Source organism: Curtobacterium sp. MCLR17_055 (genome assembly GCF_003234305.1).
In the GTDB taxonomy this organism is placed as follows: domain Bacteria; phylum Actinomycetota; class Actinomycetes; order Actinomycetales; family Microbacteriaceae; genus Curtobacterium; species Curtobacterium flaccumfaciens.
Genome location: NZ_QKSX01000014.1, coordinates 1 through 17,692, shown reverse-complemented (window position 1 = coordinate 17,692; position 17,692 = coordinate 1). Strand labels below are relative to the sequence as shown.

Here is a 17,692-nt window from a genome sequence, read left to right as displayed (position 1 = left end):
GTGTCGGTGGCGGCCGGTACCATCTCCTGAGTGACGATCTCGGGCATCATCCCTGCGCTCTCGCGCGCCTCCGCCTTCGATCGCGTGCTGCGCGCCGCACCGCGCGACGCCGACTTCTCCGTCGTGGACGGCCTGCGCGTGCCGCTGCTCGGCGCGCTGCTCGCCGAGCGCAACGGTCCGCAGTGCGTCCTCGTCATCACGGCGACCGGGCGTGAAGCCGAGGCGGTCCGTGAAGCGTTCGGCAGCTACGTCCCCGACGCCGACGTGCTCGAGTTCCCGGCGTGGGAGACCCTGCCGCACGAACGCCTCAGCCCGAGTGCCCAGACCGTCGGCACGCGCATCGCGACGCTCCGGAAGCTCGCGGCGTGGCAGGCGGCGGACCCGGCCGAGCGTCGCCAGACCATCGTCGTCGCCAGCGTCCGCGCCGCGCTGCAGCCGATCGCGAGCAACCTGACCTCACTGGCACCCGTGGTGCTGCGGACCGACTCGCGGGGCAACGACCTGGCGGCGATCGCGTCCCAGCTGGTGGACCTCGCCTACTCGCGCGTCGACCTCGTCACCCGCCGTGGTGAGTTCGCGGTGCGCGGCGGCATCCTCGACGTCTTCCCGCCCACGGCCGACCACCCGGCACGCGTCGACTTCTTCGGCGACGAGATCGAGGCGATCAAGGCGTTCTCCGTCGCCGACCAGCGCACGACCGAGGACGACCTCGGCTCGGTCGAGCTGACGGCCTCGCGCGAACTCCTGCTCAGCGACGACGTCCGGCAGCGGGCGCGCGAGATGCTGCACGAGTTCCCGAACCTGTCGCAGATGCTCGCGAAGATCGCCGAGGGCATCCCGGTCGAGGGCATGGAGTCCCTCGCCCCGGCGCTCGTGCAGGACCTCGTGCCGATGACCTCCTACCTGCCGGACGACGCCACCATCGCGGTGTTCTCGCCCGAGCGGGTGAACGGCCGCGCGAACAGCCTCGCCGAGACGAACACCGAGTTCCTGCAGGCGGCCTGGAGTGCAGCGGTCGCCGGTGCCCAGGCCCCGATCGACCTCGACGCCGGCAACTTCCTGACCGTGCAGCAGCTCAAGAACACCCGCGGCCAGCGCACCTGGTGGACGGTGTCGCCGTTCGACTCCGGCCTCGACGAAGGGGACACCGAGCGCGTCCTCACCGACGCCGAGGCCGCTGCCGAGGCCGGCGAGTACATCCGCGTCCGGGCCGAGGCGGTCCCGAGCTTCGCCGGCAGCGCCGACGGGGCGATCGCGCACGTCAAGTCGCTGACCGACGACGGGTGGGCCGTCGTGGTGACCGCGCAGGGCCAGGGCCTCGTCGAGCGGGCGGTGCAGGTGCTCGCCGACGCCGGGGTCGCCGCCCGTGCCGCAGTAGTCGACGCGCCGCCGGAGCCGGGGTTCGCCGTCGTGACGACCGCGACCGTCGAGCACGGCTTCGCGATCCCCGACCCCCGCATCGTGGTCCTGAGCGAGGCGGAGTTCTACGGCCGCAGCGTCCAGCAGGGTGCCCGCACCGTCAAGAAGCTCGCGAGCCGCCGCAAGAACGTCGTCGACCCGCTGCAGCTCAAGCCGGGCGACGTCGTCGTGCACGCGACCCACGGCATCGGCAAGTTCGTCGAGCTCGTCAGCCGCGAGGTCTCCAGCGGTGGCCGCAACGCCGTGAAGACGCAGCGCGAGTACCTCGTGCTCGAGTACGCGCCGTCGAAGCGCAACTACCCGGGCGACAAGCTCTTCGTGCCGACCGACCAGCTCGACCAGCTGTCGCGCTACGTCGGTGGGGAGTCCCCGACCCTGTCGAAGATGGGCGGATCGGACTGGTCCGCCGCCAAGTCGAAGGCCCGCAAGGCCGTCCGCGACATCGCCGTCGACCTGGTCAAGCTGTACTCGGCGCGCATGGCGTCGAAGGGGCACGCGTTCGGTCCGGACACCCCGTGGCAGCGCGAGCTGGAAGAGGCGTTCCCGTTCGCCGAGACCGCCGACCAGCTCACCACGATCGACGAGATCAAGCGCGACATGGAACGCCCGATCCCGATGGACCGCCTGCTCTCCGGCGACGTCGGCTACGGCAAGACCGAAGTCGCGATCCGTGCCGCGTTCAAGGCCGTGCAGGACGGCAAGCAGGTCGTCATGCTCGTCCCGACGACCCTGCTCGTCCGCCAGCACATGGAGACGTTCCAGGAGCGCTTCGCCGGGTTCCCCGTCCACCTGCGCGCCCTGAGCCGGTTCCAGACCGAGAAGGAGTCGAAGGAGACCATCGCCGGGCTCGCCGACGGCACGGTCGACATCGTCATCGCGACCCACCGGATCCTGTCGCAGGGCATCACCTTCAAGGACGTCGGGCTCGTCATCATCGACGAGGAACAGCGGTTCGGGGTCGAGCACAAGGACCAGCTCAAGAAGTTCAAGACGAACGTCGACGTCCTGGCGATGTCGGCGACCCCGATCCCGCGCTCGCTCGAGATGGCGGTCACGGGCATCCGTGAGATGTCGACCCTGGCCACCCCGCCCGAGGACCGCCACCCGATCCTGACCTTCGTCGGACCGCAGTCCGACCTGCAGGTGGCGGCGGCGATCCGCCGCGAGCTGCTGCGCGAGGGCCAGGTGTTCTACGTGCACAACCGCGTGAAGGACATCCAGTCGGTCGCCGCGCACCTGGCCGAGATCGTGCCGGACGCCCGCATCGCCGTGGCGCACGGGCAGATGTCGGAGACCGCCCTCGAGCAGGTGATGGTCGACTTCTGGGAGCGCCGCTTCGACGTCCTCGTCTCGACGACGATCATCGAGACCGGCCTGGACATCGCGAACGCGAACACGCTCATCATCGACAAGGCGGACAAGTACGGCCTGTCGCAGCTGCACCAGCTGCGTGGTCGTGTCGGCCGCGGGCGGGAGCGCGGGTACGCGTACTTCCTCTACGACTCCGAGAAGCCGCTGTCCGAGACCGCGCAGGACCGCCTCGAGACCATCGCCGCGAACAACGAGCTCGGCGCGGGCATGCAGGTCGCCATGAAGGACCTCGAGATCCGCGGGGCCGGTAACCTGCTCGGCGGGGAGCAGTCCGGCCACATCGCAGGCGTCGGGTTCGACCTGTACCTGCGGATGATCGGCGAGGCGGTGTCGCAGTTCCGTGGCGACGTCGCCGAGGGGCAGACCGAGCTCCGGCTCGAGATCCCCGTCGACGCGCACATCCCCGAGGACTACGTCGAGTCCGAGCGACTCCGGCTCGAGGCGTACCAGAAGCTCTCGGCGGCCTCGGCCCCGACGGCGCAGCCGAACGCGATCGACATGGTGCTCGACGAGCTCACCGACCGCTACGGGCAGCCGCCGCAGGCCGTGCAGACCCTGGTCGAGGTCTCCCGCCTCCGTCGCATGGCGCAGCAGGTCGGCCTGTCCGACGTCGTGGTCATGGGCTCGAACCTGCGGGTCGCCGGCAAGGAGCTCGCCGACTCGTCGCAGGTGCGCCTGAAGCGCATGTTCCCGGGCGCGCGCTGGTTCCCGCAGCAGAACGCGACGAGCATCCCGATGCCGCGTCCGCACGACCAGGCGCTGCCGGACGACGCCCTCATCCAGTGGGTGGAGAGCATCCTCACCGCCGTGTACGGGGCGACGACCCCGGCCGAGGCGCCGGCCGCGTAGACGCGAGCGGAGACGGCCTGGAGGCACGGTGCGGGCCCGCACCGTGCCTCCAGGCCGTCCATGGCCACGTCCACGGCACGCACGCCCTTCGCGACGATCCACGCGTCGAACGACGCGTGCCCTGTCGCGGAACGGGTGTGAACCCCGGCCCGCGAGCCGCTACTCGGTGTCCTCGGCCTCGGACAGCTCGCGGCGCGCGCGGTACGCCCGCGCCCGCAGCGTGACGACGACCGCCGACGCGACGATGGCGATGCCCGAGCCGACGAGCACGGCGAGGACGCCCTCGTCGAGGATCTCCTCGTTGCGGGCGAACGCCAGCTCGTTCATGAGCAGCGACACCGTGAACCCGATCCCACCGAGCACACCGACGGTGATGATCGAGAAGAACGACAGCGACGAGCGGCCGGGCGAGCGGAAGATCCGCGTGGCGATCGTGCCGAACAGCGTGATGCCGATGACCTTGCCGACCGGCAGGGCGAGGACGACCGCCCAGAACGTGGGGGAGAGCTCGCTGATGCCGACCGAGGGGATGATGACGGCTGCCGACGCGAACGCGAACACCGGCAGCACGATGGCGTTCGACCACGGCTCGATGTTCTCGTGCAGGGTGTGGCCCGGGCGGCGGGTCAGCACGAGCCCGAGGGCGACGCCGGCGATGGTGGCGTGCACACCGGAGTGGTAGACGAGCCACCAGGTCAGGAGCCCGACCACGATCATGGCCACGATGATCAACGTCTGCCCGCTGCGCCCCGGACGGAGCATCCGGCCGAGCAGCCAGAACACCGCGAGGGTGACGACGGCACCGGCGAGGGCCAGGAAGTCGGTGTCGTGGGCGAACACCACGGCGATGATGATGATCGCGATGAGGTCGTCGAGCACGGCCAGCGCGAGCAGGAACACCCGGATGCCGCTCGGCAGCCCGCGACCGAACATGGCGAGCACCCCGAGCGCGAACGCGATGTCCGTCGCCGTCGGGATCGGCCAGCCGTGCGTGTACTGCGTGCCCGCGGTGACGAGCAGGAAGATGCCGGCCGGGACGAGCACGCCGCCGACCGCCGCGATGGCGGGGATGATCGCGGTCTTGGGGTTCGACAGCTCGCCGTCGACGAGTTCCTGCTTCAGCTCGATCGCGACGAGCAGGAAGAACACCGCGAGCAGGCCGTCGCTGATCCAGTGCGCGATCGACAGATCGAGGCCCAGGGCACCGAGCGGCAGGTGCGCGTCGAGCAGCCGTTCGAGGCCGGGGCCGATCGGGGAGTTCGCCACGACCAGGCCGAGCACGGCGGCGGTGAGGAGCGCGATGGCGCTGAAGCGGGGGGAGCGGACGAGGGACGACATGGATCTCCGTCTCGAGGGGTCGGGTGAGTGTCCGTCGACCAGACTTCCCGACACACCACGACCAGTCTACGCGGGTGGCACGATGACGTGATGACCGCCGTACCGGACCTCGTGACCGTCGTCGACCGCCTGCTCGCCGAGGACGGCGGGTGCGTCTGGAACCGGGCGCAGACCCACGCCTCGCTCGCCCGTTACGCCGTCGAGGAGTCGTACGAACTCGTCGACGCGATCGACGACGGCGACCCGGACGACGTCCGCGAGGAACTCGGCGACCTGCTCTACCAGGTGGTCCTGCACGCGGGGATCGCCGCCCGCGCGGGGGACTTCACCCTCGAGGACGTCGCCGCCGGGGTCCGGGACAAGATGACCAGGCGGCACCCGCACGTGTTCGGCAACGAGACGGCGGACACCGTCGAGGACGTCGTGCGGGTCTGGCGTGCGGCCAAGGCGGCCGAGAAGGCGAGTCGGCGGAGTGCGTTCGACGGGGTGCCGCGGGCGATGCCGCCGCTGGAGCGCGCGGTGAAGCTGCTGGAACGCCTGGAGGAGCGTGGGGACGCCGACGCGGTCGTCGCGTCCGTCGTCGGGGCCGGTTCCGGCGGCGGGTTCGGGGCTGGGGCCGGCTCCGGCGCCGGCCTGGAGGCCCGTGGTGCGTCCGCCCTGCCCGCTGCGGACGACGGGGTGGGCACGGTCGACGCCGAGTGGGGGCGGGCGGTGCTCGGGGAGGTCGCGGCTGCGGCGGGACGCGGGGTGGACGCGGTCGCGAGTCTGCGTGCCGCGGTGTCGGCGCTCGAGGAGGCCGGTCGCGCCGTGGAGTGATCCCCGGTCGGGAGATCGCTCCGGGCAGGGGAGAACGGGCGCCCTCCCAACCCGAAAAAGAGAGGGCGCCCGTGAGCGGGCGTCGGCTCCACCAGGGAGAGGGGCCGACAGGGAAGCCCGCTCGAACCGCGGGACGCACTGCAGCACGTCGCCCCGCGAATCGGTCCGGAGCGTGGATCAGGCACGATCCGGACCGAGGTTCTGCATGCAGTATGCCAGTGGGTCGGTAGGCGCGCAAGCCGGAGACGCCCGTCTGCCAGAATTGACCGCATGGCAACGACCGTGACGGCACCCCGTGGCATGCGTGACTTCCTCCCGGCGGACAAGGCCCGGCGCGAGCACGTGCTCGGTGTCGTGCGGGACGTCTACTCGCGGCACGGTTTCGACGAGATCGAGACCCCGGTGGTGGAGGACGCCGCGCGGCTGCACTCCGGGCTCGGCGGTGACAACGAGAAGCTGGCGTTCGCGGTGATGAAGCGCGGGCTGACGACCGAGGACCTGCAGGCGGCCGAAGCGCCGCTGGACCTCGCCGACCTCGGTCTCCGGTTCGACCTGACGGTCCCGCTGGCCCGGTTCTACGCCTCGCACCGTGCGGAGCTGCCGTCGGTGTTCCGGTCCGTGCAGATCGCGCCGGTCTGGCGTGCCGAGCGCCCGCAGAAGGGCCGCTACCGCCAGTTCGTGCAGTGCGACATCGACATCCTGGGGGAGTCCGGGCAGCTCGCCGAGATCGAGCTCATCCGCGCGACGACCGCGGCCCTCGACGCCCTCGGGGTCCGCGGCACGACGATCCGGATCAACGACCGCCGGATCCTGCTGGCGCTCCTCGCGTCGTGGGGGATCACCGAGCCCGCCGCCGCCGACCGCGCGCTCATCACGATCGACAAGCTCGACAAGATCGGTGCGGACGGCGTCGCGGCGGAACTCCGCAGCACCGTGGGCGCCGACCTGCCCGGGCTCGAGGACACCATCCGTGCGCTCGAGGCCGCCGACTGGACGTCCGTCGAGGGGGCACCGTGGCTCGACGCCGAGGCCTTCGCCGACCTGCTCCGCCTGCGCGAGGCGCTCCCAGGGGTGGACCTGCGCTTCGACCCGACGCTCGTGCGCGGCATGGGGTACTACACGGGCACGATCTTCGAGGTCGCGCACCCCGACTTCGGCTACAGCCTCGGTGGCGGCGGCCGGTACGACGGCATGATCGGCCGGTTCCTCGGGCAGGACGTCCCCGCGGTCGGGTTCTCGCTCGGGTTCGAGCGGCTCGTCGACCTCGTGACCCTCCCGGAGTCCGCCGAGGCCGACGCCGTCGTGCTCGTGTACGACAAGGACGTCGACCCGGTCCGGCTCGCCGCGCTGAAGACCGAGGCGCTGGCGTCCCACCGACGCGTCCGGCTCGAGCGCCGCACGAAGAACACCAAGAACCTGCTCGCCGGCCTCGCCGCCCAGGGCTTCACGGCGTTCGCGACCGTCTCGGCGGACACCGCGTCGCTCGAGGGCGTCGAGTTCCGCCCGCTCGACTGAGCACCCAGTCCTCGTTCCAGCACGGACTCGTCCACAGCGGGGCGTCACGGCCGACGTCGTGTTCACCTCCGCTCGCTAGGATCGACACCGCAATCACCACAACCAATGTGTAGGGAGTACCCCGTGGCCCTGATCGATGCCGTAGGCGCACGCGAAGTCCTCGATTCCCGAGGCAACCCGACGGTCGAGGTCGAGGTCCTCCTCGACGACGGCGTCGTGTCCCGCGCGCTCGTCCCGTCCGGTGCATCCACCGGCGCGTTCGAGGCGTACGAGCTGCGCGACGGCGACGCCTCGCGCTACGGCGGCAAGGGCGTCCTCAAGGCCGTCGACGCCGTCCTCGACGAGATCGGCCCGGCGCTCGAGGGCTTCGACGCCACCGACCAGCGCCTCGTCGACGCCGCGCTCATCGAGCTCGACGGCACCGAGAACAAGTCCCGCCTCGGCGCGAACGCGATCCTCGGTGCCTCGCTCGCCGTGGCCCGTGCCGCGGCCGACTCGGTCGACCTGCCGCTCTTCCGCTACCTCGGCGGCCCGAACGCGCACACGCTGCCCGTCCCGCTGATGAACGTCGTCAACGGTGGTGCCCACGCGGACACCAACGTCGACATCCAGGAGTTCTTCCTGGTGCCCTACGGCGCCGAGTCCTTCTCCGAGGCACTCCGCTGGGGCGTCGAGACCTACCACGCCCTCAAGGGCGAGCTGAAGAAGCAGGGCCTGGCCACGGGCCTCGGCGACGAGGGCGGCTTCGCGCCGGAGCTCGCGTCGAACCGCGCTGCGCTCGACTTCCTGCTCACCGCGATCGAGAAGGCCGGCTACACGCCCGGCAAGGACATCGCCGTCGGCCTCGACGTCGCGTCCACCGAGTTCTTCTCGGACGGCAAGTACCAGTTCGAGGGCAAGCAGCTCTCGAGCCAGGAGTTCACCTCCTACTTCGCCGAGCTCGTCGCGAACTACCCCCTCGTCACCATCGAGGACCCGTTGGCCGAGGACGACTGGGAGGGCTGGTCGCACCTGACCGCCGAGCTCGGCGACAAGGTCCAGATCGTCGGCGACGACCTGTTCGTCACCAACCCGAAGCGTCTGCAGCGGGGCATCGACGAGAAGGCCGCGAACTCGATCCTCGTCAAGGTCAACCAGATCGGCACGCTCACCGAGACCCTCGACGCGGTCTCGCTCGCGCACCGTCACGGCCTGACCTCGATCCTGTCGCACCGCTCTGGCGAGACCGAGGACACCACGATCGCGGACATCGCGGTCGCGGTCGACGGTGGTCAGATCAAGACCGGCGCCCCGGCCCGCTCGGACCGCGTCGCGAAGTACAACCAGCTGCTCCGCATCGAGGAAGAGCTCGGCGACGCCGCGGTGTACGCCGGTCGCTCGGCCTTCCCGCGCGCCGCGTCGCTGTAACCAGCCGCTCAGCAGTACCCGCACCACCGAGACGCCGTCCTCCTCCAGGAGGACGGCGTTTCGTCGTGTGTGCCGCCCCGGAGCGCCGAGCGGTCAGGACGTGCCGCGCGCGCTGCGTCGAGTGGTCACGAGTCGTCGGCTGGCCCGGGCCCGGCCGACAGGACGTGACCACCGGACGTGCGTCTGGCGGTGTGTGGTGACCACTCCGGGTGCGGGACGGAGGGGGCGGGCCGGAGCCGTGCCTCCCGGCTGCCTCGACGTCACGACGCGAGACGCTGAGAGGGCGCCGAACGGCCGCGTGCCGGGCGCACCGACCGACCGTGCCGGGTTATCGTCGGACCGTGCCCAGCCAGAAGCCCCGCGTCCGCCGCGTCCCCGTGGCGATGCCCGACGGCAGCACGCCCGCGCAGCCCTGGTACCGCTCGATCCACTTCTCCGGGTTCAGCCTGCTCATGCTCGCGATCATCGTGCTGTTCGTGGTGGTGCTCGCGCCGTCGCTCCGGACGCTCATCCAGCAGCAGGAGCAGATCGCCCAGCAGCAGCACGAGGTCGCGAGCCAGAAGGCCGACGTCGCGCAGAAGAAGCAGGACGTCGCACGCTGGGACGACCCGGCGTACATCGAGGCGCAGGCCCGCGACCGACTGCTCTACGTGTACCCGGGCGAGGAGAGCTACCTCGTGATGGGCGCCGAGGACGAGGCCGCCGACAAGACCCCGACCACCGACTCGGGCACCCCCGTGAGCGCGAAGGTGCAGACGCCCAAGGTCGACTGGGTGCAGGCGATGCTCTCGTCGGTGCTGCAGTCCGGACTGACGGACGAGCGTGCCGCCGACCTCGTCGCCCCCGACGTCTCCGGCACGGGCGACAGCAAGTAGTCCCGGACCGCAGGGCGCGGAGCCGTCCGGCCCGACGGTGCGAGGGGTTCCGCTTCTCCGGTAGGCTCACGTTCCCGTGACGACCCCTCCCTTCGACCCGCCCTCCGACCGCGACGTCCAGGTCGTGTCGGCGCAGCTCGGCCGACCGGCACGTGACGTCATCGGGATCGCGGCACGCTGCGTCTGTGGCAACCCCACCGTCGTCTCCACGAAGCCCCGGCTGTCGAACGGCACCCCGTTCCCGACGTTCTACTACCTGTGCCACCCCGCGGCCACCGCTGCGGTCAGCACCCTCGAGGCCAACCAGGTGATGCCCGAGCTGGCAGCCCTGCTCGAGGACCCCGAAGTCGCCGCGCAGTACCGCGCGGCCCACGAGTCCTACCTGGCCGATCGCGAGTCGATCGAACACGTCGACGAGATCGACGGCATCAGCGCCGGTGGCATGCCCACCCGCGTGAAGTGCCTGCACGCCCTCGTCGGCCACGCCCTCGCCGCCGGACCCGGCGTCAACCCCATCGGCGACCTCGCGCTCGAGCGCGCGGACTGGTCGCCCTCCCGGTGTGAGTGCCGGGCGTATGATGACGGTGCAGACGCTGGAGTCGGGGCGGGTGGCGGCGAAGTCTGACCCGACTCCCGCACACCCCCATCCAAGGAGATCATCCCCCGTGCCCAAGATCCTCGTCGTCGGCGGCGGTTACGCCGGTTTCTACACCGCATGGAAGCTCGAGAAGCACCTTCGCCAGGGCGAAGCCGAGGTCGTCATGGTGGACCCGCTGCCGTACATGACGTACCAGCCGTTCCTGCCCGAGGTCGCCGCCGGTTCCATCGAGCCGCGTCACGCGGTCGTCGCGCACCGTCGTCACCTCAAGAAGACCCGCGTCGTCACGGCGAAGGTCACCAAGGTCGACCACGCCACCAAGACGGCGACGATCACCCCGACCGAGGGCGAGGCGTGGGAGGAGTCCTACGACCAGATCGTCATGACCGCCGGCGCGGTGTCGCGCACGTTCCCGATCCCGGGCGTCGCGGACGAGGCCATCGGCCTGAAGACCATCGAGGAAGCCGCGTCGATCCGTGACCGCATCCTCAGCAACTTCCACAAGGCGGCGAACCTGCCGGCCGGTCCCGAACGCGACCGCCTGCTCACCGTCGTCGTCGTCGGTGGTGGCTTCGCCGGCATCGAGGTGTTCGCCGAGCTCCGCTCCTTCGTCACCGACCTGCTGAAGAGCCACCCGCAGCTGTCCTTCGACGACACGCACTTCCACCTGGTCGAGGCGATGGGCCGCATCATGCCCGAGGTCTCGCTCGAGACCTCGCACTGGGTGCTCAAGAACCTCGCCGAGCGTGGCGCGACCGTGCACCTCGAGACCCAGCTGGCCTCGGCCGTCGGTGGCGTCTGCGAGCTCAAGACGAGCGACGGCGCGATCGAGACCATCCCGTCCGACCTCATCATCTGGACCGCCGGCGTCATGGCGAACCCGATGGTCAAGGGCACCGACTTCCCGCTCGAGCAGCGTGGCCGCATTCGCGTGCAGCCCGACCTGCGCGTGGTGGACGACAACGGCGTGATCGCCGACGCATGGGCCTGCGGCGACGTCGCAGCCGTGCCGGACCTGACCGGTGGCGGTGTCGGCGGGTTCTGCGTGCCGAACGCCCAGCACGCCGTGCGCCAGGCCAAGCAGCTCGCGAAGAACGTCGTCGCAACCATCCGTGGCGAGGCGACGACCGACTACAAGCACGAGAACCTCGGCGCCGTCGCGGGTCTCGGCCTCGGCACCGGTGTGTTCCAGTCCGGCAAGTTCGCCATGAAGGGCTTCCTGGCCTGGGGCGCCCACCGCGGCTACCACGGCCTGGCCATGCCGTCGTGGGAGCGCAAGTGGCGCGTCATCGGCGACTGGGTCGGTGGCTTCTTCCTGGGCCGCGACATCGTGTCGCTCGACGACCGCGAGACCCCGCGCGCCGCGTTCGAGGCGTTCGCGTCCCGTCCGAAGCCCGCTGCCGAGGCCCCGGCCGCGCCCGCCGCAGCCCCGGCTCCGGAAGAGGGCAAGGTCGCCGGTGCCGCCGGCCCCGTCTACGGCGAGCCCGCGAAGGACGTCTCCAACGCCCCCGAGCCGGTGACGGCCCCGGCCGACGCCAAGTAGCAACGCTCGTCACGAAGGCGGTCACCTGCGAAGGGTGGCCGCCTTCGTGCATCGGTAGGCTGTTGCGGCCCGCCCCCGTGGCCCAATCGGTAGAGGCACGCGACTTAAAATCGCTGAGTTGTGGGTTCGAGTCCCACCGGGGGTACCGCCGAGGCTCTGGCGCGGCGCCCGCCGCGTGGCGCCCGCCGCGTGCCGCTGCGAAAGCGACAGAACTCTGCGAACAGTTCGCGTCGTTCTGTCGCTCCGGCCGCACAGTCCGAGCGATGGTCCTGCCATCTGTCGCTTCGACGGTGGGATCGGGTCGCCCTGGGCATCGGACTGGAGGCGCGGGACCGGCCCGCCACGTGCCTCCCGGCCCGCGGACCGTCGCCTTCCCGCGAAGACGGCGCGACTGCACGACCGGCTCGCCGCCCAGTAGCATCGACGATCGTGGTCGGACTCGGAAGCGCACTCGCCAACCTGCAGAACGCCCTTCGCCGACCGGAGGCCCACGTCGAGGTCGTCGACGGCGAGAGCGTCCCGGTCGGCATGCTCCTCGGCACCCTCGGAGCCCTGCTCCTGGACGCCGGCAGCTCCGTCACCGACGTCCGGTCGGCGCTCGAGAAGGCCCGGGACGCCGCCGGGGTCGGACCGACGCTCGCGATCGGCGTCCTGCCCGCCCTGGTGATGGTGAGCGAGGTCTCGACGGGCGCCGCCACCATCGTCAACGCCGAGGGTGTCGAACTGTCCTCCCGCCAGGCCGCCCGCGCCAACCGCGTCGTGCTCGGGCTCGAGAGCGGCTCCATCGCCCTCGCCGAGATCCCCGCCCGCGTCCGGGCCATCCGGGCCGGCACCGTCCCGCCGCCCGCGCTGCCGTGGATCCTCGGCAACGCCCTGACCTCGGCCGGCCTGGCCGTCGTCTTCCGCTGCCCCTGGTGGGCGATCGTCCTGGCGCTCGTCGTCGGCGGCTTGGTCGGCGTGATCGGACTGGTCCTCCGGCGCTTCCGCGAGGCCGTGGCGATCATCCCGTTCCTGGCCGCGTTCGTGTCGACGGCGATCGTCGGCCTGGTCGCCGCGGGCACCGGGTTCGAGCAGGTCCCGCTCTTCGCGGTCTGCGCCCCGGTGGCGGTGTTCGTCCCGGGCGCGCTCATCACCAACGCGTTGCTCGAACTCACCGCCGCCGACATCGTCACCGGGTCGTCGCGACTGGTGCAGGGGCTCATCATGCTCGGGTTCATGGCCGCCGGCATCGCGTCCGGCAGCGCCCTGACCGGGTTGCACGTCGACCCGTCGTCGGCCGCGCTCGTCGGCGAGGTCGCGGGGGTCGGCACCGACCTGGCCGGCTGGGAGTCCGTGCCCGCGTACTGGGTGTCGTGGGTGGCCGTCGTGGTGCTCGCGGTCGGGCTCGGTCTGGTGTTCCGGTCCGGGTGGCGGCTGACGCTCGTGTCGGTGGCGGTCATGGTCACCGCCTACGCCGTGGTGAGCACGACGACGCCGCTCTGGGGCAGCGTCGTCGCGACCGGGGCCGCAGCGGCGCTGCTGTTCGTCGCGACCCGGTTGCTCGAGCGGCTCGTGCCGGCGATCCCGGCGACGGTGTCGTTCTTCCCGGCGTTCCTGCTGCTCGTGCCGGGGACGGTCGGGCTGGTGGCGGTGGCCACCTTCGATCCCGAGGCGCTCGCGACCCCGCTCGCGACCTTCGTCAGCCTGTGCATCGGGACGAAGATCGGCGGGCTCCTGCCCGGCCTCTTCGCCCGCAACGCGCCCCGGCGCGCGGTGGACGCGACCAGCTGACGGACGGGAGGCCCGTGGCGGCGCCGCCACGGGCCTCCAGGCCGTCACCGGCCGGGTACCGGGCCCGCTACGGCTCGATCAGCCGGCCGGCTGCCTGGTCCGCCGCGGCCGTGTCCTTCGCCAGGTAGTGCACCTTCTTGCCGGTGGCGTTGTAGGGGAGGTCCGTGACGAAGCGGTACCGCCGCGGGCGCTTGTAGCGGGCGAGGCCCGGGTGGGAGCCGGTCCACTCCTCGAGCGCGGCCGCTGCCTCGGCGTCGTCGGCCGGCAGCCGGTCGCCGGCACGGACGACGTACGCCGTGACGACCTCGCCCCACCGCGGGTCCGGCACGCCCACCACGATGGAGTCGGCGACCCCGGGGTGCTCCTGCAGCGCGGCCTCGACCTGGACGGGGTGCACGTTCTCGCCGCCGGAGATGACCATGTCGTCCTTGCGGCCCACGATCGTCACACGCTCGTGCTCGTCCCACGTGGCGAGGTCGCCGGGGTAGAACCAGCCGTTCGCGAACTTCTCGGCCTCGAGCCCGGGGTTCCGGTACGAGTAGCCGGACTTCACGGTGCGCACGGCGAACTCGCCGATCTCGGTGCCGTCCTTCGCCACCGTGTCGGTGGGGTCGGCCAGACGGTCGTCGTGCACGCGGACGACGGCGACGTCGTCGTCGGTCGATGCGCGACCGGTGGAGCCGGCGCCGTCCGGGAAGTCCTCGGGGCGCAGGAACGTGTTCCAGAAGGTCTCGGTGGTGCCGTAGCCGTTGAAGATCCGCGGCGACAGCAGCTCCTGGTACCGCAGCGCCGCGGCTCGGTCGAGCGGTGCGCCCATCGTGACGATGCCGTTGAGGCTCGACAGGTCCCGCGCCCGGCGTTCCTGCGCGTCGGCGAGCTGCACCAGGTTCGGCGGGGCCCCGATCAGGAACGTCAGGCGCTCGGACTCGACCAGGTCGAGCACCCGGTCGGCGTCGAAGTGCCGCAGCGTCGTGAGTTCCGCGCCGACGTAGAACACCGGGTTCGGGCCGCCGGAGTACAGGCCGCCGCGGTGGAACAGCGGCGACATGTTGAGCGTCTTGTCGAACGGACTGAGCGGGAAGTGCATGACCACGTCGTGCGCGCTGAGCACCTCGACCAGGCTCGGCAGCGGGACGGGCTTCGGCCGACCGGTGGTGCCCGAGGTGTAGAGCCGGGTGGACTCGTCGTAGGTGCTGCGCGGGCCGATCGCCGCGAGTTCCTCGGGGGAGACGGGATCGGACGCGAGCAGCTCGACGAACCGGTCGTGGTCGCCGCCGACCGGGACGACGTGGTCGGGCCGGTGCGGCGAGGACTCGATCGCGGCGGTGATCGCACTCGTCCGCTCGGTGTCGTGCACCAGGACGGCGGGTGCGGAGTCCTCGATGATGAACGCGACCTCGTCCGGTGCGAGCCGGAAGTTCGTCGGCGAGAACACCGCGCCGATGCGGTGGCAGGCCAGGTAGAGCATCGCGAACTCGGGTGTGTTGAACAGCTCGACCATCACGACCGAACCCCGTCCGCCACCGTGCCGGACGAGCCACCCGGCGACCCGGTCGACGGCGTCGCCGAGCTCGGCGTAGGTCCACGAGCGGTCCGTCTCCGGCTCGCGCAGCGCGGGTCGGCCGGCGAAGCGGTGGGTGTTGCGGGCGAAGCCGTTCGCGTAGGTGAAGCTGCCCTCGAACACCTCGCGGAAGCGCGTCGCGTCGTAGTCGGACCGGGTGTCGGTGCGGGGTTCAGAATCGGACCGGGTGTCGGCGTGGGGTTCCGGGTCGGGTCGGGTGTCGGTCATCATCGCTCCTGCCGCGGTCGTGCGGTGCACACCGTCGATGCTGCGCGGGCACCGGTCGCGCGGCACTGCTGCACCGCTGGTCCGGTGCGGCGTCGGTCGTCCGTGCGGGACGGCGAGCGTCCTCCGTGCGGTGCGACCAGCACCGATCGTCACACTAGCCCGCTGTCCGCGAACCGGCCCGGAAGTGCGTCTTCTGTCCCGGGGGCGGTGCGGTGCGCCGCTCTGGAGGCCCGGCGCGGGTCAGACGCGGGCCGCGCGCCGGTCGGTGCGCAGCCAGACCAGGGCCGCGATCGCGGCCGCCACGCAGGCCGCGGCGATGCCGACGAGCAGGGCCGGTGCGGCGTGCGTGCCGGTCGTCCCCGAGTAGACCGCGGTGGTCAGCGCGACGGCGACCACCGCGAGCGCGACGTACCGACCGCGGGAGGCGGCGAGCAGCGCGCTGCCGGCGGACCCCGCGACGGGCAGCAGGGTCGCGACGACGGCACCGAGGCCGCCGACGCACAGCGTGATGGCGAACTCCGACCCGAGCGACACCCAGAAGCCACTGCCCGTGAGCAGGCTGTGCAGCACCCAGCCGGCCGCGGCGAGTCCGAGCAGCGCCAGCACCCGCCAGGTCGCACCCCGGGCGCTCGCGGCGATCCCGGTACCGAGGCGGAGCGGTCCGGTCCCCAGACCGGGGCGGACGGACGGCACGAGGACGACCCCGACGATGAGTGCGGGGGACAGGTCCGCCGCGCGGGTGACGCCGCACGCCACGAGGGCTGCGAGCACGAGCCACGGCGACACCCGGAACCCGATCGTGCGGTGGTCGCTGCCGGCTGCCCACCGCGTGGCGAACACGACGGCGGCGGTCAGGACGCCGGTCCCGGCGAGGACGGCGATCGCCAGACGGGCGTACCGCGCCTCGAGCTCGACGCCCACCCCGAGCAGGGTGCACAGCGCCGCGACGGACACCGCGATGGTGATCGACGCCCAGGTCGGCAGGACGTCGTCGCCGCGTGCGCGGTCCGACCGCGAGCGGTTGCGGCCGAGCAGCCCGGCGAACGGCGAGCGGAGGCGACCCCGGGTGACCGCGGCCACGAGGGCGAGCGGCGCGGCGATCAGCAGGAGGAACCCGGCGGCGACGGCGGTGGCGACCAGGACGGTCCGCCACGAGAACGCGGCCTGGATGGTCGGGACGGTGCGGTCGTACGTCGTCGCCGCGGTCCAGTCGCCGGCGGGGCCGGACCAGTCGGGGTGGCCTCCGGCGCTGCCGACGCCGGCCGGGGTGCTGCCGGTGCCGGTGCCGGTGCCGTCGCCGTTGTTGGACCCGTTGCCGTTGGCGTTGCCTGCTGCGCCGCCGTCCTCGTTGCCGTTGCCGTTGCCGCCGTCGCCCCCGTGGCCGGCGGCGTTCGTGCCGGTACCGGTGCCGGTTCCGCCGTGGCCGGTCGCGCCGGGGGTGCCCGTCGTCGCGCCGGATCCCGGCGTCGACGTGCCCGGCGTCCCCGGGGTGTCCGTGGCGCCCGGGGTCGGTGTGGCGGTCGGGGCCGTGGTGGTGGACCACACCGTGACCCGGACGGCGGCCGACGACCGGGAGTAGTTACCGGCGACGTCGTGCTGCGTCGCGGTGAGCTGGTGCCCGCCGGCGCGCAGCGTCGACCCCGCGGTGGAGCACGTCCACGAGGCGTCCGACGCGACCACCACGCCGCACACCGGCGCACGGTCGACGTACACGGTCACGCGGGCGCCCGGCTCACCGGTCCCGGCCACCGTCGTCGAGCGGGTGCCGATCCGTTGGCCGTCGTCCGGTGTCGTGATGCGCGGGGCAGCGGGCGCCGTGCGGTCGACCGTGATCGTCACGGGAGCGGAGGCCGCGCTCCGCAGGTCCGACCGGTAGCCGCGCGCCGTGCTGGCGGTCTGCGACGCGGTGACGGTGAACCGGCCGTCGGCGAGCGACCCGAGGGCGGCCACCCACCGGCCGTCCGCACCGACCCGGGCGGTCTGCTGGGCCGAGGAGCCGGACACCGACAGCAGCACCGTCGATCCGGGATACCCCGTGCCGGAGACCGTGCCGCCGGTGGGCCCGGCGGCTGCCAGGGTCGGCGGGACGATGACGTCCGAGGCCGGTGCACTCGCGACGGGCAGTGCGGCGACGAGGTCGCGCACCGTGAAGACCTGTTGCGGGCCGGAGCGGACGGTGCCGAGGCAGGCCCAGGAACCGTTCGGGGCCACCCGGGTCGTGCACCCGGACGAGCCCGTCGCGGCCGGGCCGGTCACCCGGACGGTGTGCCCGGGGGTGCCGGTGCCGTGGAAGCGCGTCGTCCCCGTCGTGACGTCACCCGGGTCGGCGATGGTGGGCCGAACGGCCGGACGCGTGGGGGTGGGCGTCGGGGCGCCCGGCCGGCCGTTCGGCCCACCATCGC

General features: G+C 72.1%; 11 protein-coding genes and 1 tRNA gene. 9 read left to right on the top strand and 3 right to left on the bottom strand.

Going from position 1 to position 17,692, the window contains the following annotated elements:
- Window positions 1-30 precede the first annotated feature (30 nt).
- Window positions 31-3,639 (top strand): transcription-repair coupling factor, encoded by a 3,609-nt coding sequence (gene mfd, locus DEJ09_RS12865; protein ID WP_111088851.1) that lies wholly within the window; start codon window positions 31-33, stop codon window positions 3,637-3,639.
- A gap of 159 nt (window positions 3,640-3,798) precedes the next feature.
- Here the strand turns inward: mfd and nhaA are convergent, their stop codons facing one another.
- On the bottom strand, window positions 3,799-4,977 hold the full coding sequence (gene nhaA / locus DEJ09_RS12860; RefSeq protein WP_111088850.1) for a Na+/H+ antiporter NhaA: 1,179 nt from the start codon (window positions 4,975-4,977) through the stop codon (window positions 3,799-3,801).
- A 90-nt stretch (window positions 4,978-5,067) separates the two neighbouring features.
- Between nhaA and DEJ09_RS12855 the strand changes: the two genes are divergently transcribed.
- The 8 genes from DEJ09_RS12855 (at window position 5,068) to DEJ09_RS12820 (ending at window position 13,501) form a co-directional block, all read left to right on the top strand.
- Window positions 5,068-5,793, top strand: coding sequence for a MazG family protein (locus tag DEJ09_RS12855; protein WP_111088849.1), 726 nt, complete (start codon window positions 5,068-5,070; stop codon window positions 5,791-5,793).
- A 270-nt stretch (window positions 5,794-6,063) separates the two neighbouring features.
- The gene (gene hisS, locus DEJ09_RS12850; RefSeq protein ID WP_111088848.1) at window positions 6,064-7,308 is read left to right on the top strand and encodes a histidine--tRNA ligase; all 1,245 of its coding nucleotides are present in this window, start codon (window positions 6,064-6,066) and stop codon (window positions 7,306-7,308) included.
- A 123-nt stretch (window positions 7,309-7,431) separates the two neighbouring features.
- Entirely contained in the window at window positions 7,432-8,715 is a 1,284-nt protein-coding gene (gene eno, locus DEJ09_RS12845; RefSeq protein ID WP_027464494.1) for a phosphopyruvate hydratase, read from the top strand.
- A 341-nt stretch (window positions 8,716-9,056) separates the two neighbouring features.
- Window positions 9,057-9,590, top strand: coding sequence for a septum formation initiator family protein (locus tag DEJ09_RS12840; protein WP_111056958.1), 534 nt, complete (start codon window positions 9,057-9,059; stop codon window positions 9,588-9,590).
- A 76-nt stretch (window positions 9,591-9,666) separates the two neighbouring features.
- Entirely contained in the window at window positions 9,667-10,215 is a 549-nt protein-coding gene (locus tag DEJ09_RS12835) for a DUF501 domain-containing protein (protein ID WP_071406119.1), read from the top strand.
- 40 nt (window positions 10,216-10,255) lie between these two features.
- Window positions 10,256-11,731 carry an NAD(P)/FAD-dependent oxidoreductase gene (locus tag DEJ09_RS12830; protein ID WP_017886746.1) on the top strand — a complete coding sequence of 492 codons (1,476 nt, stop codon included), beginning with the start codon at window positions 10,256-10,258 and terminating at the stop codon, window positions 11,729-11,731.
- A 71-nt stretch (window positions 11,732-11,802) separates the two neighbouring features.
- Window positions 11,803-11,876: transfer RNA gene (locus tag DEJ09_RS12825), tRNA-Leu, on the top strand.
- A 284-nt stretch (window positions 11,877-12,160) separates the two neighbouring features.
- A complete protein-coding gene (locus tag DEJ09_RS12820; protein ID WP_027464496.1) occupies window positions 12,161-13,501 on the top strand; it encodes a threonine/serine exporter family protein in 1,341 nt (446 codons plus the stop codon).
- Between the two features lie 67 nt (window positions 13,502-13,568).
- On the opposite strand, the gene DEJ09_RS12815 is transcribed toward DEJ09_RS12820, so the two are convergent.
- Window positions 13,569-15,290: a class I adenylate-forming enzyme family protein gene (locus DEJ09_RS12815; protein WP_111088905.1), complete on the bottom strand. Its 1,722-nt coding sequence runs from the start codon at window positions 15,288-15,290 to the stop codon at window positions 13,569-13,571.
- Window positions 15,291-15,530: 240 nt separating this feature from the next.
- On the bottom strand, window positions 15,531-17,692 hold a 2,162-nt coding region (locus DEJ09_RS18180; protein WP_111088847.1), incomplete at its 5' end, for an Ig-like domain-containing protein.